This is a genomic window from Campylobacter sp. CN_NE2, assembly GCF_027797465.1.
Classification (GTDB): Bacteria; Campylobacterota; Campylobacteria; order Campylobacterales; family Campylobacteraceae; genus Campylobacter_B.
Window position 1 is genome coordinate 411,851 of record NZ_CP115608.1, and the last position, 17,537, is coordinate 429,387.

The following is a 17,537-nucleotide window of genomic DNA, read 5'->3' on the forward strand; positions in this document are numbered from 1 at the left end:
TTTTATGACATTTTTTTTCGTGCTAATTCATATTTTATTTTTATTCGCATTAGGCTTTTACCTAATCACCTGTTTGCAGTGGTTTTCTTATAAATTTGAGCGAATTTTATTCCATTTTACAAAACCGCTTTGGCATGTTTGGTTTTTGATAATTCCGATTATTTTGCATTTTTTAAGTGCATTTTTTGGAAGTGCCTTTTTTGCGATTTATTTTCTTGTGATTTATCTGCCAAGCCTTATTTTTTGGCACAAAAAACTTGATAAAAAGCTAGTTTTTACACCACGCATTAAACGATTTTTTGGCTTTTTATTACTTTTTGGTACGATCTTTACGATACTTTGCGCTGTCTTAAAAACTCAAATTTTTCCTTTGTTTTTGCCGTTAGCAGCGGCATTTTTGGCAAGTTTTGCCTATGAAAAATACCTATTTTTAAAATTCAAAAATTTAGCAATGCAAAAACTAACGCAAATTCCAAATTTGCTAATCGTGCAAATCACTGCAAGTTACGGCAAAACGAGTATTAAAAACTTTTTGTATCAAATTCTCTCAACCAAATTTAACTGCTACAAAACGCCCCGTTCGGTAAATACTTTGGGTGGGCTAATGAAAGATATAAACGATGATTTGCCACTTGATACGCAAATTTATATCGCCGAAGCGGGAGCTAGGCTTAGTGGCGACATCGCTGAGATTACGCAGTTTTTACGCCCACAGCTCGTCGTCGTCGGCGAAATAGGGGCGCAACATATCGAGTATTTTAAAAGCGTAGAAAATGTTCGTGCTACCAAGCTTGAAGCCTTGCAAAGTCCAAATTTGCAAAAAGCGTTTTTGCATACTACTACGAATTTAGAAAATTCCCAAAAACAGGTAATTTACAATGAAAATTTGAAAATTCTAAGTGCAAACCTTGACGGAATTAAATTTTCTTTGAAATTCGGCGATGAATTTAGAGAATTTTTTGCACCGATTTTGGGTGAATTTAACGCTGAAAATTTAGCAGTTTGTATTAAAATAGCCGAATTTTTGGGCTTAAAATACGACGAAATTTACGAAGCAGTCGCAAATTTACAAAGCGTGGAACACAGACTGCAAAAAATCGAAGCAAACGGAAAAATCATAATCGACGATAGCTTTAACGGAAATTTAGCAGGAATGCTTTCTAGCTACGAACTTGTGCGAACTTTTGACGGCAGAAAGGTCATCATAACGCCCGGAATCGTAGAAAGCACAAAAGAAGATAACGAAAAATTGAGCGAAAAAATCAATGAAATTTTTGATCTTGTAATGATAACGGGAGAGCTGAATTTAGCTACACTTCAAAGCAAAATCGATCCACAAAAACTAATAATCATAAAAGATAAATCAAAACTTACCCAATACCTAGCAAAATATACAAGGCAAGGCGATTTGATACTATTTTCAAACGATGCACCGAATTTTATATAAAGATTAAATTCAGGCGTTTTGCGCCTGAATTTAAATGAGATTAGATTAGATTTTTTTCTTTTAAGACTTCTGCTGTGAGTTCAGCGATCGCCAACTCTTCATTTGTCGGTATGATTAAGGTTTTGATATTAGCATCGGTTGCGCTTAAATCTCTATTGATTTTTCTGCGAACGCTATTTTCTGCTTTGTCAATTTTGATACCAAAGTGCGCTAATTTATCACAAACTTTCTCGCGCAAAATATTGGCATTTTCGCCAATACCCCCTGTAAAAACGATAGCATCGATTTTTCCTAATGCTGCATAATATGCGCCGACAAGTTTGACTATTTGATACACAAGCATATCGTAGGCTAGTTTTGCCTTTTCGTCACCTGCTTCCATCAATTCTTCGACCTTTCGCAAATCGTTAGTTCCGCAAATGCCAAAAAGACCACTTTTTTTATTCATTATAGTATCCATTTCCTGTGCGCCATATCCAGCTGCTCTTTCCATATATGGAATTATTGCAGGATCAATTGAGCCACACCTTGTTCCCATCATAAGCCCTTCAAGTGGCGTCATACCCATAGAAGTATCAATGCATTTCCCGTTTTTAATAGCGCTTATACTTGAACCGTTTCCTAAATGCAGCGTGATAGCATTAAATTTTTCGTAATCAATTCCCAAAAATTCAGCTGCCGTGCGCGAAACAAACCAATGAGAAGTGCCGTGTGCTCCGTATCTGCGAACTTTATTTTTTTCATAAAATTCATAAGGTAAGGCATACATATAAGCATGGCGTGGCATACTTTGATGAAAAGTTGTATCAAACACAGCTATATTTGGTGTTTTAGCAGCACTTATGCAAGATTTTATTCCTGCTAAATTTGCAGGATTATGAAGTGGAGCTAATGGACAAAGTTCTTCGATTTTATTTAAAACATCATCATCGACCAAAACTGCTTTATCGAAATAATCAGCCCCTTGCACTATGCGATGCCCAATGCCTTCAATGTCATTTATGTCTTTTAGAACAGAGCTATCTTTTAAAAGCCTATACATTACTTCGATACCTTCTTCATGTGTTTTTATGTGTTCTGTTATATCTGTGTGGAAAATGGTAGTTGCGATAGAAGCCTTTGAATGCTCAGAGCCGATTTCTTCGATGACACCGCTTGCAAGACAGGATTTATTATCCATATCGAAAAATTTAAATTTAATCGAACTACTACCTGAATTAATTACTAAAATTTCCATTAGTTTTCTCCTGCTTGAATTGCGCTAATTAAAATCGTATTTACGACATCTTCGACCAAACAGCCCCTACTTAGATCATTTACAGGCTTTTTTAAACCTTGTAAAATCGGTCCGATCGCAACGGCACCAGATGTTCTTTGAACGGCTTTGTAACAAATATTTCCGCAGTTTAAATTTGGAAAAATAAATACATTTGCACTTCCTGCAACCTTTGAATTTGGAAGTTTTTTAGCAGCAACAATTTTATCAACTGCCGCATCAAATTGAATTGGTCCTTCGATGTCCAAATTTGGAGCCAATTCTTTTGCTAAATTTGTCGCATTTATCACAAATTCTACATCTTCGCCGCTTCCGCTTGATCCTGTTGAGTAGCTTAGCATTGCTATTTTTGGATCGATTCCAAAGGCACTAGCAGTAGCAGCTGAACTCACTACGATTCCAGCAAGTTGCTCTGCGGTCGGATTTGGCGTAATAGCACAATCTGCAAAAAGATAGACTTCGCTATCCATACACATTAAAAACGATCCGCTCACAGTTGAAACGCCCGGTTTCATTTTTATGGTTTGAAGAGCAGGGCGTATCGTCTCAGCCGTGGTCGTGCTAGCACCGCTCACCATAGCGTCGCAAATGCCAGTATAAACGAGCATCGTGCCAAAATAAGTTCTATCTTTCACCAAAGCTTTTGCTTTTTCTAGTTCCATGCCTTTTGCTTTGCGAAGTTCGTAAAGTGTATTTGCAAATTCATCGCTATATTCATTATTTGCAGGGTTTATAATGCGAATTCCGTCTAAATTTAGACCTAAATTTTTTGCTTTTGAATTGATTTCATTTTCATCGCCAAGAAGGACGATTTTAACGGCTTTGCTTTCATTTATAATATGAGCTGCTTTTAAAATTCGCTCATCATCGCTTTCAGGCAGGACGACTGATTTTAAATTTGAAGCCGCTTTTGCGTAAAGATCATTTTCAAATCGAAGCGGAGTAACCATATTTGGCATTTTTGCTTCTAATAAATCAAAAAATTTGCTTTCGTTTGTAATTTCGTTTAATGCAAATTTTTCTCCGCTATCAAAAACAAAATTTTCTTTTATCAAATTTAGCGAATTTTGTGCATTTGCAATTTTTGCTAAATTTTTAAAAAAATCGGCTTCTTTTTCGTCTTCAAAACAAGCAAGAATTTGTAAATTTAAGTGTTTTGAAAGTTCTAAATTAAGATTTGTTTTATTAAACATTTTTAAATCAAAAAATCCATTTACAATTATAAAATCCCCATTTTTCCGCATTTCATCGAATTTCGAAATAATCGTTTTTATAAATTTAGATTTTTCACCTTTTGCTAAAAGCTCGAACGCGCTTTTTTCATCAAAGCACGAAAACTCGCCGTCTCCGATAGGTTCAAAAATTTTTATATTTTTGAATTTTGAGCCAAAAATTTGGCTGATTTTAGGCAAAATAGCCTTAGAGAAAGTTAGAATATAAATTCCGTTCATTGTCCGTCCTTTTTAAAAAAATCTTTTGATTGTATCATATTTATTTATTTTTTTAAATTTGATTTATCATAAATTTAATAAAAACACATAAAATTTAATTACTTTTTAAAAAAGGCAATGTAGATGAAAAAAATTATTTTGATTGTGATTTTTTTTGAAATCGCATTTGGTAAAATAAACATAAATGATGCCGATAGATACGAACTTATGACGATTGGCAAACTCGATGCAGGAAGGGCTGATATGCTTATAAACTATCGCAAAAACAAAGAAATCACCGATAAAAATCAACTAAAACTCATCACAGGTTTTAACGGATACGACACTAGCATTTTAGAAGAAAATTTTGACATAAAAGAAAAAGAAAAACCAGTTGTTAAAGAAGAGCCAAAAGAAGAACCTAAAACCATTATCCAGCCCGTGCAAGTGGTAGAAAAAACACGCATAATACATGCTCCGCCAAGATACCGCCGCCAAAGCACCTATGGAGATATAACTATCACAGAAACCGGTAGCCTAAGACCGCCGTATCGAAACTCGCATAGAATTCCAAATCGCAGATACGATAACCCGCATAGAATTCCACAAAGAAACAGGGATTGTTTTATAAACGGAGATAACATTTGCATAAGCGGTGAAATAAATTTTGAATTTCAAAAACGCTGGTAAGTGTGTAAATTTTTCACATTTTAGCTAAATTTAATGTTAAATTTGCAAATTTAAGCCGAATTTGGCTAATTTTTGATTATAATACAAGATTAACTTTATCAAAAAGGTATAAATATGCAGAATTTAAACGGTTCGCAGATGATTATGGAAGCCTTGCGTGAAGAGGGCGTTAAAGTGGCGTTTGGTTATCCAGGCGGGGCTGCACTTAACATTTACGACGAGATTTACAAACAAGATTATTTCAAACATATTTTTGTTCGTCACGAACAAGCAGCCGTCCATGCAGCTGACGGATACGCAAGAGCTAGCGGAGAAGTCGGCGTTGCTTTTGTTACAAGTGGTCCGGGTTTTACAAATGCCGTAACAGGATTAGCAACTGCTTATATGGATTCGATTCCGCTTGTGCTAATTAGTGGTCAGGTTGCAAATTCGCTAATCGGAACCGACGCTTTCCAAGAAATCGATGCTATCGGCATTTCTCGCCCTTGTGTAAAACATAATTATTTAGTAAAAGATATTTCCGAACTTCCTAGAATTTTAAAAGAAGCATTTTATATCGCTCGTTCTGGAAGACCGGGCCCTGTTCATATCGATGTGCCAAAAGATGTAAGTGCGGCTATGGGAGAGTTTGATTATCCGAAAGATATAAAAATGCAGACTTATAAACCGACTTACAAAGGCAACGCAAAACAGATCAAAAAAGCCGTAGAACTAATAGCAAATTCAAAAAGACCGATTTTGTATTTGGGTGGCGGCGTTATAGCTTCAAATGCTAGTGATTTGGTGCGAGAATTTGTTGAAATCACGCAAATTCCGACAGTTGAAACATTAATGGCTTTGGGTAGTTTAAATTACGATGATCCAAATCGCCTTGGTATGGTAGGAATGCACGGAAGCTATGCCGCAAATATGGCGATGAGCGAAACCGATTTGATTATCGCTTTGGGCGCGAGATTTGATGATAGGGTTACAGGAAAACTTAGCGAATTTGCAAAAAATGCAAAAATTATTCATGTTGATATTGATCCAAGTTCGATTTCAAAAATCGTAAATGCACACTTTCCAATCGTCGGCGATGTTAAATCTGTCTTAGAAGAGATGCTCCCACGCGTAAAAGAAGAAGTTTCTAGTGAAAATTACGCAGATTGGCGAGAGCTAATCAAAAAGTATGATGAAATTCACCCGCTTAAATTTAAAGATAGTGATGAAGTTTTAAAACCGCAATGGGTTGTTAAAAAAACAGCCCAAATGCTAAACGATGACGCTATTATCGTAACTGATGTCGGACAACACCAAATGTGGGTAGCGCAGTTTTATCCGTTTAAAAAACCACGCACACTTCTAACTAGTGGCGGACTTGGCACAATGGGCTTTGGTATGCCAAGTGCAATGGGAGCAAAATTTGCAAAACCAAACAATCAAGTTGTAAATTTTGTCGGAGACGGGTCAGTTTTAATGAATATCCAAGAGCTTATGACAATGGTTGAAAATAATCTAAATGTCGTAAATATTATACTAAATAACAACTTTTTGGGTATGGTTAGACAGTGGCAAACGCTATTTTACGGACAGAGATTTTCATCTACAAATTTACAACTTCAACCTGATTTTGTAAAATTAATCGAGAGCTTCGGCGGTATTGGATTTAGTGTTAAGACAAAAGCCGAATTTGAAAATGCACTTAGCGAAGCGTTAAAAAGCGACAAAGTAAGTTTTATCGAAGTTAAAATCGATCGCTTTGAAAATGTATTGCCTATGGTTCCAGCTGGCGGTGCTTTATATAATATGATTTTGGATTAAAAGGGCGAAAAATGTGTAATGAAAGCATAAGAAGAATAATTTCTGTTATAGTTTTAAACGAGCACGGCGTTTTAAGCCGAATTTCAGGGCTTTTTGCAGGGCGTGGTTATAATATCGATAGCCTTACAGTCGCTCCGATTCCAAATACAAATTTATCCCGTTTTACAATCGTAACTTCGGGCGATAAAAGGGTAATAGAACAGATTGTAAAGCAACTTCACAAGCTTATTCCTATTTATAAGGTTATTGAAGATGCCGAATTTGTCGAAAAAGAGATGGTTTTAGTAAAAATTTCGCTAAATGAAAGTTTGGCAGGACTTGATGCGCTTTTAAGTGCATATAACGGAAGCGTTGTAAATAGCGATGAAAATTGCCTAATTTTAATGGCGTGTGATGATTCGACTAGAATCGACGGCTTTTTAAAGACTATCAAAAAATACAATCCAATTGACATCGTTCGAAGCGGTTCGGTTGCACTTGATATATAAATTTTTTTAAAGGATTTAAAGATGAAACTTTCAAAAATTTGTGAGATTTTAAATATCGAATTTAACGGAAAAGATTTTGAAGTTTCGGCTTTAAATTCGCTAAAAAACGCCACTGCAAGCGAGCTAAGCTACTGCGATAGCGATAAAAATGCTAAATTTATCGCTGATAGCAAAGCCGGATTTTTGCTAGTTAAAAAAGGCACGGCTGTGCTAAATTCGGCTATTGCGTTAGAGTGCGAAAATCCGCATTTAGCATTTGCGATTTTAAGCAAATATTTTGCAAAACCACTAATCGGTAAAAAAATCGAGCCAAAAATAGCTGGTTCTGCAAACATTATGCCAAATGTTTATATCGGTTCAAATTCGCAAATCGGTGAAAACTGCGTGATAATGCACGGTGCATTTATCGGCGAAAATGTTAAAATCGGCGATGATTGCATTATTCACCCAAATGTCGTTATTTATAACGATACTATTATCGGAAATCGTTGCGAAATTCAAGCAAACGCAGTCATTGGAAGCGACGGCTTTGGATATGCTCATACCAAAGAGGGCAGACATATAAAAATTTATCACAATGGAATTGTCGAGCTTGAAGATGATGTCGAAATCGGAGCTTGCACGACGATTGATAGGGCTGTTTTTGAAACTACGCTTATCAAAAAATGCACAAAAATCGATAATCTCGTTCAAATCGGACACAACTGCGTTTTAGGGGAAGGTTGTTTGATAGTTTCGCAAACGGGACTTGCTGGTTCAACGACGCTTGGACGAAATGTCGTCATGGGCGGACAAAGCGGAAGTACAGGACATGTGAGTGTCGGCGACTTCGCACAAGTCGCAGCGCGTGGCGGAGTAAATAGAAACCTAGAAGGCGGAAAAGCTTACGCCGGATACCACCCAATAATGGAACTCAAAGAACACCTTAAATTTAGTGCAAAAATAGTTAGATTTTTTAAAGATAAATAATACCAAATTCAAAAAAACCAAAGTCGCACAAACGACTTTGGTTTTGAAATTTTAATTAGTTCGATTAAAACGCAATGCTAATTGCCATTTGCGCACTTACACCCTCTTGTTTGCCGACATAGCCTTTTACGCCTACATCAAATTTAAGCGTTTCATCTTTTTTGTATTGATAGCCTATTTCGCCAATACCCGTTGAACCACGCAAACTTGGTTGTTTCATTTCTGCGTTGCTACCTAAGACTAGCACTCTACCGCCGGCTTTTGAATCAAATTCATACTCATAGGCTGCACCTGCGTAAATAGCGTGATTTTCATTAAATTTATAATCATCTTTGAAACCAAGTCTGATTTTTTTAGATTGAACTGCGTCAAATTCGGTTTTAGTGCCGTTAAGTGTAGTATCGGCAGATTCGATATGGGTGTAAAAAAATCGTCCGTAAATATCTAAATTATTATTTGCATTTAAATCATAAACTTTTCCAAGCCCCGCATGGAAAGCATAGTAAGTTGATTTTAAATCAAAATTATAATTTTCTCTAACTCCGTTTAATGTCAAATCTCCGTTAAATTCGGTAACTAATTGACCGATTCTAAATGTCGCTTCAAAATATGAGCCTGAGTTATTTTCTTGTTTTCCAAAGAAACCACCGCCTATGTAGTAGTTTTTGCCATCCCCATGTGTGCCGTCATCAAGATAGGCATTATAGTTTGAAAAACCATAGTCTAAAAATGGTCCCATTGTAAATTCGCCACTGCTATTTGTGCCTTTGCTAGCAAAACCTGCATTTGCATTAAAACCACGCGTATCGACATGAGAGCCTGTGTTAAAGCGCTTGTCATAACTTTCTGTTATAGCATAAGGGAAAAGCTCAGAAAATGCATCCGGGATTACTCTATCTAAGTGATTTGCGATTAGATATTGTCCTTGCCAAAGAGCACCAAGCCCACCAAGTCTAGCTTCGTTAAAAATTTTAGTTTGATCTGTGCTTGTGCCGCCAGAACCGCCTTTATAAACCAAATCAAGCGAATTTGTTTCAGCAGTTGCGATAGCACCGATTTGTACTTTTACAGTGCTAGGATCTGAGACAACTTGTCCGTTATCAGCTTTTAAAAGATGAATTCTACCACTTGTAAATTTACTAACATCGTTGATAAATACATTAATATTTGACTTAGATACATCGGTATTGCTTCCATCTTTTATTTCTATAACAGTTTCATTAGGTTTTGGATCAGGTAAATACATATTGATAGTATCAAAATTCGTAACATTACTGATTTTAATTTTATTCATTTTTATAGGATTTGTATTGTCTTTGCCGACATTTAGTGTATTGCCTGTGCTATCGCTTCCGCCGATAGCTGTATTGCTTAAATCTAAATCACTATTTTTATCGTCAGGATCTATCGTAACAGTATTACCTGTTTTTGATTTACCAAATTTTTCAAATACATCATCACCTATTGAAGAACCTATATTTTCTTTGATTTCACTGTTAGCTATTATATAGATATTTTTTTGTGCCGTTGCATCAGCAAACATACCGCGTAAATTTCGTGTATAAGTTTGACTATCAATAATTCTATAATTTTGATCGCTCTGTGTTACATCGATTGCAACCGAGCCGTCACCTATTGTCTTTTCAACGGCTCCGTAGGTATAGTTTGCCAATTTTTTATAATTTACATTTGCTTTATTTTCGTGAGCAATCAAATAATATTTTTGATTTGCACTAAGTCCATAATCAGAATTTGAGCTATACTTGTTTCCATTTAACCAAATTTCAACTCCGTCTAAATTCGTATCATCATTAGCAGAACTCAAAATAAGTGCTGAACTTGCTACATCAGTAGTAGAAGCTATATTTCCTGCAAAATTCATAATATTAAAGTTAGCCACATTTCCTGCTTTTAGCTTGGTATCCTTTACATTTAGAGTATTGCCTGTGCCATTGTTTCCACCATAGATTGTTCCTGTAACTTCACCTTTTTCAAAGTTTGCGATATTGTTATTTGTATTTCCTGATTGGCTATATCCTACATAAATATTACCTTCTACTTTATCGCCTTTTATGTTGATAGTATTATTTGAAGCTTCACCACTACTGCTTTTTCCTACATAGATATTTGTAGCTTTTACATTTGTTACATCTAGTGTATTATTTGAAGTATTTCCGCTATTGCTATTAGCTAAGATGAAATCCCCTGTTATTTCTATGTTCTTAGGCATTGTATAAGTAGCGTTTTCTAAATTTGCAGAATCTGATTTAGCTACTGTTAAAGAGCCTGTTATTTTTTGATTATCTGCATTAACTAATTTATTTGTAGCTATATCTATGATTCCGTCGTCAGTTTGAGCTAGTGTAATATCTGCTATTACACTAGTATTATTTAAATCAACAGTGTTGTTTGAAACTGTACCTGATTTAGAATATCCGCCTATGATTGTAGCGTTACTTAAATTTGCACCTTGATTGATATAGATGTTGTTGTTACTTGTATCATTGTTATCGCTATATCCGCCATAGATTGTTTTACCACCTAAATTACCAGCGTTTGCTTCGATATAGATATGATTATCTTTGTTATCAGGTTTGCCGAATTTAATAAATTCATTACTGTTAAATTCGTTATCGCTGTTAGACCAGTTTTCTTCTACTTCATTTGCACCTGTTATATAAAGATCTTTTTTATCACTGCTTACAAACATACCTGCTAGATTTCTTGTGTATAAAGCAGAGCTTTTTATCTTGTAAATTTGATCTGTTTGAAGTGCGCCTACTGCTATATCTCCATTTCCTACTGTGCTACTTGGATTTGGCATAGGGGTATTTGTGATTTGATCGTAGTTTGTTAATGTGCTGTTTTCATTACGGATTAGATAGTATTTGCTATTTTTATCTAGCGTAGCATAACCCGGATTGTTTTCTATATTGTATGGGTTATTTGAAATATCTATTCTAACTCCATTTAAATCAGTTGCTTCATTTTTAGTTATAATCAAAGCTGCACTGGTATTATCATTTTTAGTAGAATCTATATTGCCTGTAAAATTCATAACTTGGAAGTTAGCCACATTTCCTGCTTTTAGCTTGGTATCCTTTACATTTAGAGTATTGCCTGTGCCATTGTTTCCACCATAGATTGTTCCTGTAACTTCACCTTTTTCAAAGTTTGCGATATTGTTATTTGTATTTCCTGATTGGCTATATCCTACATAAATATTACCTTCTACTTTATCGCCTTTTATGTTGATAGTATTATTTGAAGCTTCACCACTACTGCTTTTTCCTACATAGATATTTGTAGCTTTTACATTTGTTACATCTAGTGTATTATTTGAAGTATTTCCGCTATTGCTATTAGCTAAGATGAAATCCCCTGTTATTTCTATGTTCTTAGGCATTGTATAAGTAGCGTTTTCTAAATTTGCAGAATCTGATTTAGCTACTGTTAAAGAGCCTGTTATTTTTTGATTATCTGCATTAACTAATTTATTTGTAGCTATATCTATGATTCCGTCGTCAGTTTGAGCTAGTGTAATATCTGCTATTACACTAGTATTATTTAAATCAACAGTGTTGTTTGAAACTGTACCTGATTTAGAATATCCGCCTATGATTGTAGCGTTACTTAAATTTGCACCTTGATTGATATAGATGTTGTTGTTACTTGTATCATTGTTATCGCTATATCCGCCATAGATTGTTTTACCACCTAAATTACCAGCGTTTGCTTCGATATAGATATGATTATCTTTGTTATCAGGTTTGCCGAATTTAATAAATTCATTACTGTTAAATTCGTTATCGCTGTTAGACCAGTTTTCTTCTACTTCATTTGCACCTGTTATATAAAGATCTTTTTTATCACTGCTTACAAACATACCTGCTAGATTTCTTGTGTATAAAGCAGAGCTTTTTATCTTGTAAATTTGATCTGTTTGAAGTGCGCCTACTGCTATATCTCCATTTCCTACTGTGCTACTTGGATTTGGCATAGGGGTATTTGTGATTTGATCGTAGTTTGTTAATGTGCTGTTTTCATTACGGATTAGATAGTATTTGCTATTTTTATCTAGCGTAGCATAACCCGGATTGTTTTCTATATTGTATGGGTTATTTGAAATATCTATTCTAACTCCACTTAAATCAGTTGCTTCATTTTTAGTTATAATCAAAGCTGCATTAGCATTATTATCCTTAGTAGAAGCTAACTTGCTATTGTCGAAATTTATAACTTGGAAGTTAGCCACATTTCCTGCTTTTAGCTTGGTATCCTTTACATTTAGAGTATTGCCTGTGCCATTGTTTCCACCATAGATTGTTCCTGTAACTTCACCTTTTTCAAAGTTTGCGATATTGTTATTTGTATTTCCTGATTGGCTATATCCTACATAAATATTACCTTCTACTTTATCGCCTTTTATGTTGATAGTATTATTTGAAGCTTCACCACTACTGCTTTTTCCTACATAGATATTTGTAGCTTTTACATTTGTTACATCTAGTGTATTATTTGAAGTATTTCCGCTATTGCTATTAGCTAAGATGAAATCCCCTGTTATTTCTATGTTCTTAGGCATTGTATAAGTAGCGTTTTCTAAATTTGCAGAATCTGATTTAGCTACTGTTAAAGAGCCTGTTATTTTTTGATTATCTGCATTAACTAATTTATTTGTAGCTATATCTATGATTCCGTCGTCAGTTTGAGCTAGTGTAATATCTGCTATTACACTAGTATTATTTAAATCAACAGTGTTGTTTGAAACTGTACCTGATTTAGAATATCCGCCTATGATTGTAGCGTTACTTAAATTTGCACCTTGATTGATATAGATGTTGTTGTTACTTGTATCATTGTTATCGCTATATCCGCCATAGATTGTTTTACCACCTAAATTACCAGCGTTTGCTTCGATATAGATATGATTATCTTTGTTATCAGGTTTGCCGAATTTAATAAATTCATTACTGTTAAATTCGTTATCGCTGTTAGACCAGTTTTCTTCTACTTCATTTGCACCTGTTATATAAAGATCTTTTTTATCACTGCTTACAAACATACCTGCTAGATTTCTTGTGTATAAAGCAGAGCTTTTTATCTTGTAAATTTGATCTGTTTGAAGTGCGCCTACTGCTATATCTCCATTTCCTACTGTGCTACTTGGATTTGGCATAGGGGTATTTGTGATTTGATCGTAGTTTGTTAATGTGCTGTTTTCATTACGGATTAGATAGTATTTGCTATTTTTATCTAGCGTAGCATAACCCGGATTGTTTTCTATATTGTATGGGTTATTTGAAATATCTATTCTAACTCCATTTAAATCAGTTGCTTCATTTTTAGTTATAATCAAAGCTGCACTGGTATTATCATTTTTAGTAGAATCTATATTGCCTGTAAAATTCATAACTTGGAAGTTAGCCACATTTCCTGCTTTTAGCTTGGTATCCTTTACATTTAGAGTATTGCCTGTGCCATTGTTTCCACCATAGATTGTTCCTGTAACTTCACCTTTTTCAAAGTTTGCGATATTGTTATTTGTATTTCCTGATTGGCTATATCCTACATAAATATTACCTTCTACTTTATCGCCTTTTATGTTGATAGTATTATTTGAAGCTTCACCACTACTGCTTTTTCCTACATAGATATTTGTAGCTTTTACATTTGTTACATCTAGTGTATTATTTGAAGTATTTCCGCTATTGCTATTAGCTAAGATGAAATCCCCTGTTATTTCTATGTTCTTAGGCATTGTATAAGTAGCGTTTTCTAAATTTGCAGAATCTGATTTAGCTACTGTTAAAGAGCCTGTTATTTTTTGATTATCTGCATTAACTAATTTATTTGTAGCTATATCTATGATTCCGTCGTCAGTTTGAGCTAGTGTAATATCTGCTATTACACTAGTATTATTTAAATCAACAGTGTTGTTTGAAACTGTACCTGATTTAGAATATCCGCCTATGATTGTAGCGTTACTTAAATTTGCACCTTGATTGATATAGATGTTGTTGTTACTTGTATCATTGTTATCGCTATATCCGCCATAGATTGTTTTACCACCTAAATTACCAGCGTTTGCTTCGATATAGATATGATTATCTTTGTTATCAGGTTTGCCGAATTTAATAAATTCATTACTGTTAAATTCGTTATCGCTGTTAGACCAGTTTTCTTCTACTTCATTTGCACCTGTTATATAAAGATCTTTTTTATCACTGCTTACAAACATACCTGCTAGATTTCTTGTGTATAAAGCAGAGCTTTTTATCTTGTAAATTTGATCTGTTTGAAGTGCGCCTACTGCTATATCTCCATTTCCTACTGTGCTACTTGGATTTGGCATAGGGGTATTTGTGATTTGATCGTAGTTTGTTAATGTGCTGTTTTCATTACGGATTAGATAGTATTTGCTATTTTTATCTAGCGTAGCATAACCCGGATTGTTTTCTATATTGTATGGGTTATTTGAAATATCTATTCTAACTCCACTTAAATCAGTTGCTTCATTTTTAGTTATAATCAAAGCTGCATTAGCATTATTATCCTTAGTAGAAGCTAACTTGCTATTGTCGAAATTTATAACTTGGAAGTTAGCCACATTTCCTGCTTTTAGCTTGGTATCCTTTACATTTAGAGTATTGCCTGTGCCATTGTTTCCACCATAGATTGTTCCTGTAACTTCACCTTTTTCAAAGTTTGCGATATTGTTATTTGTATTTCCTGATTGGCTATATCCTACATAAATATTACCTTCTACTTTATCGCCTTTTATGTTGATAGTATTATTTGAAGCTTCACCACTACTGCTTTTTCCTACATAGATATTTGTAGCTTTTACATTTGTTACATCTAGTGTATTATTTGAAGTATTTCCGCTATTGCTATTAGCTAAGATGAAATCCCCTGTTATTTCTATGTTCTTAGGCATTGTATAAGTAGCGTTTTCTAAATTTGCAGAATCTGATTTAGCTACTGTTAAAGAGCCTGTTATTTTTTGATTATCTGCATTAACTAATTTATTTGTAGCTATATCTATGATTCCGTCGTCAGTTTGAGCTAGTGTAATATCTGCTATTACACTAGTATTATTTAAATCAACAGTGTTGTTTGAAACTGTACCTGATTTAGAATATCCGCCTATGATTGTAGCGTTACTTAAATTTGCACCTTGATTGATATAGATGTTGTTGTTACTTGTATCATTGTTATCGCTATATCCGCCATAGATTGTTTTACCGTTAAGATTACCTGCATTTGCTGTTGCGTTTGTTTCAATGTAAATTCTGTTGCCTTTGTTGTCGACTTGGTTAAATCGAGTAAATTCATTGCTGTCAAATTTAGTCTCACTATTCCAGTCTTCTACTATGCTGTCTGTTCCTGTAATTAAAAGACTTTTATTATCTTCTACAAACATACCGCGTAGATTTCTTGTGTAGGTATCTTTGTCTAAAATTCTATAAACTTGGTCAGGTTGATATGCATCGACTATCTCTAATTCTATTGTTTGGTTGTTTTCGTATTTGATTTTATCGCCTTTGCGTTTTTCGTTTTGCGGTTCAGCAATTTTTATCTTATCGTAGTGTTCCAAATTTTCATTAGATTTTATTAAATAGTATTTGCCCGGTTTAGTTAAATCGACAGTTGTATTGTCGTATGTATAATTAAGCGTATCACCTATGCCGTAATTTGCTTGGGATGAGCCATCTTCTCGTGTCAAGTTTTCGTCTATGTCATTGTTTGCCGTAGCACCACCTGTAACAACAGAAATTTTATCCAGTGTTTTTGCGTTATAAGAAACGGCATTTTTGGTTAGTGCTTCTATTGCCTTGGCTCCACCGCTTCCATCACCCCTATATTTGATACCCAATGTGTCATTATTTTCGCCACCGACTCTTACTTGGACGGTGTCTGTATTTAGGGTAGTTTGCAAAAATTTAATCTCAGTGTTATTTAAATCAGAACCCTTATTCCCGGTTAAATTTAACACAGCTTTGCCGTTTTTTTCAAGAGTATTGAATTGCAAACTATCAAATCCAGTAATTGCACCTGCATTTATAGTACCGATACTACTTGTGTCTTTGCCTAGGATTAGGGTATTGTTATTGTCTTTATTGCCACCGACTATGCTTCCTTTTACTGTTCCAGATAAGGCATACACGGCGTTGCCTGTCGTAGTTCCGCCAGTTGTCCCATCGGATACATATCCACCATATACATTTTCTGTGACTTTTCCATTGTCCAATAAATCTAAAATGACTAAATTTTTATTTGCACCTGTTTTTTCACCAGTTCCTGGATTACCATTAGCATCAAATCCTACTGCACCACCATAGACATTTGCGACTTTGCTATCACCAACTACAACAGCTATATTTTCTTCTGCGCCACCTGAATCATTTCTCCAAGTTCCACCGCCTACGACATTGGTTTGTATCGTAACGACGCTATCATCTGCATCTTTATTTAAATCTCTTACATATATTCGGTTATTGTTTGCTTTGCCTAGTTTTCCAGCACCACCAAATAAATTTTTAGAAGTAGAGTTTTTATATCTGTCAGTATATGTCGTAACTCCGTCATAGATGAGCTGATTATAGCTCGCAGTACCTATATCCTTAGTATTTCCAATGTTGTCTTCTTGGACAATTGCTCCTGTTATTTCATAGCTATTGCCACTGGCATACATTGTGCTGTTTTTGACATATAGTGTATTATAATCTGCCGTGCTTTTGTTTGGATATGATATAGCACCTCTTAATTGATTATGAGTAACATTTGAGTCAGATATTATAGTTGTGTTATATTTAGCACTGCCTGCATAAGTACCATTGACTCTACCTGCCCATATATTAGCTTGAATATTTGATGCTGTTATTACAACAGAGTTGTTATTTACCTGTCTTGCAGTCTCGGTTCCGCCACTAGATGCTCGTGTGCTAAAACCGCCTTGTATTTGATGTAAGTTTAATGGCGCTGTATCTTGTATTTGTGTTACGAATACATTATTATTTAAAACATTCCCTGTGGCATTTAAATAGCCACCATAAATAGTTGTACCTGTTGTATAAGTTTGACCGCTACCGCTATTGGCAATAGTAACATTATTTTCAGAAGGATTTGTATTGGTAGAATGACCAGTACCGCCACCTCTATAACTATTACCAACCAATTCTGCTCCGTCAATTATAGCTGCATTTGTGATATTTACGCCACCAACAGCAAATAAAAATGAAGCCAAAACAAGACTGAAATTGTTAAATTTATGGTTTTTCATAGCAAATCCTTTTGCGTAACAAATATAAATCAAAAACTCTTTTTTTGATTTATATCCCGATTCTAGCATAAAAAATTATATATTTTATGTTTTATATCCTAAATTTGCTAAAAGTAGCCTAGTATATGTTTTCAAATAGCACAAAATAGGA

General features: G+C 34.7%; 8 protein-coding genes. 5 read left to right on the plus strand and 3 right to left on the minus strand.

Annotated elements, in window-relative coordinates:
- The first annotated feature begins 4 nt into the window (after positions 1-4).
- Positions 5-1,447 carry a Mur ligase family protein gene (locus PF028_RS02065; RefSeq protein WP_270861424.1) on the plus strand — a complete coding sequence of 481 codons (1,443 nt, stop codon included), beginning with the start codon at positions 5-7 and terminating at the stop codon, positions 1,445-1,447.
- A 40-nt stretch (positions 1,448-1,487) separates the two neighbouring features.
- Here PF028_RS02065 and PF028_RS02070 read toward each other — a convergent pair whose 3' ends face one another.
- Positions 1,488-2,684, minus strand: coding sequence for an acetate kinase (locus PF028_RS02070; RefSeq protein ID WP_270861425.1), 1,197 nt, complete (start codon positions 2,682-2,684; stop codon positions 1,488-1,490).
- The gene (gene pta, locus PF028_RS02075; RefSeq protein WP_270861426.1) at positions 2,684-4,174 is read right to left on the minus strand and encodes a phosphate acetyltransferase; all 1,491 of its coding nucleotides are present in this window, start codon (positions 4,172-4,174) and stop codon (positions 2,684-2,686) included. The genes PF028_RS02070 and pta overlap by 1 nt, the downstream gene beginning before the upstream one ends.
- Before the next feature lie 123 nt (positions 4,175-4,297).
- Between pta and PF028_RS02080 the strand changes: the two genes are divergently transcribed.
- The 4 genes from PF028_RS02080 (at position 4,298) to lpxD (ending at position 8,100) form a co-directional block, all read left to right on the plus strand.
- Positions 4,298-4,843, plus strand: a complete 546-nt coding sequence (locus PF028_RS02080; RefSeq protein WP_270861427.1) for a hypothetical protein — start codon at positions 4,298-4,300, stop codon at positions 4,841-4,843.
- A gap of 114 nt (positions 4,844-4,957) precedes the next feature.
- On the plus strand, positions 4,958-6,643 hold the full coding sequence (locus PF028_RS02085) for an acetolactate synthase large subunit (protein ID WP_270861428.1): 1,686 nt from the start codon (positions 4,958-4,960) through the stop codon (positions 6,641-6,643).
- Between the two features lie 11 nt (positions 6,644-6,654).
- Positions 6,655-7,131 (plus strand): acetolactate synthase small subunit, encoded by a 477-nt coding sequence (gene ilvN, locus PF028_RS02090; RefSeq protein WP_270861429.1) that lies wholly within the window; start codon positions 6,655-6,657, stop codon positions 7,129-7,131.
- Between the two features lie 21 nt (positions 7,132-7,152).
- Positions 7,153-8,100, plus strand: a complete 948-nt coding sequence (gene lpxD / locus PF028_RS02095) for a UDP-3-O-(3-hydroxymyristoyl)glucosamine N-acyltransferase (protein WP_270861430.1) — start codon at positions 7,153-7,155, stop codon at positions 8,098-8,100.
- 64 nt (positions 8,101-8,164) lie between these two features.
- Here lpxD and PF028_RS02100 read toward each other — a convergent pair whose 3' ends face one another.
- The gene (locus PF028_RS02100; protein ID WP_270877204.1) at positions 8,165-17,386 is read right to left on the minus strand and encodes a hypothetical protein; all 9,222 of its coding nucleotides are present in this window, start codon (positions 17,384-17,386) and stop codon (positions 8,165-8,167) included.
- Positions 17,387-17,537: the final 151 nt, after the last annotated feature.

Bases quoted from the DNA above. Each gene is read 5' to 3' on its own strand.
- PF028_RS02065 (WP_270861424.1), top strand. From the start codon at position 5: ATGACATTTTTTTTCGTGCTAATTCATATTTTATTTTTATTCGCATTA.
- PF028_RS02070 (WP_270861425.1), bottom strand. From the start codon at position 2,684: ATGGAAATTTTAGTAATTAATTCAGGTAGTAGTTCGATTAAATTTAAA.
- pta (WP_270861426.1), bottom strand. From the start codon at position 4,174: ATGAACGGAATTTATATTCTAACTTTCTCTAAGGCTATTTTGCCTAAA.
- PF028_RS02080 (WP_270861427.1), top strand. From the start codon at position 4,298: ATGAAAAAAATTATTTTGATTGTGATTTTTTTTGAAATCGCATTTGGT.
- PF028_RS02085 (WP_270861428.1), top strand. From the start codon at position 4,958: ATGCAGAATTTAAACGGTTCGCAGATGATTATGGAAGCCTTGCGTGAA.
- ilvN (WP_270861429.1), top strand. From the start codon at position 6,655: ATGTGTAATGAAAGCATAAGAAGAATAATTTCTGTTATAGTTTTAAAC.
- lpxD (WP_270861430.1), top strand. From the start codon at position 7,153: ATGAAACTTTCAAAAATTTGTGAGATTTTAAATATCGAATTTAACGGA.
- PF028_RS02100 (WP_270877204.1), bottom strand. From the start codon at position 17,386: ATGAAAAACCATAAATTTAACAATTTCAGTCTTGTTTTGGCTTCATTT.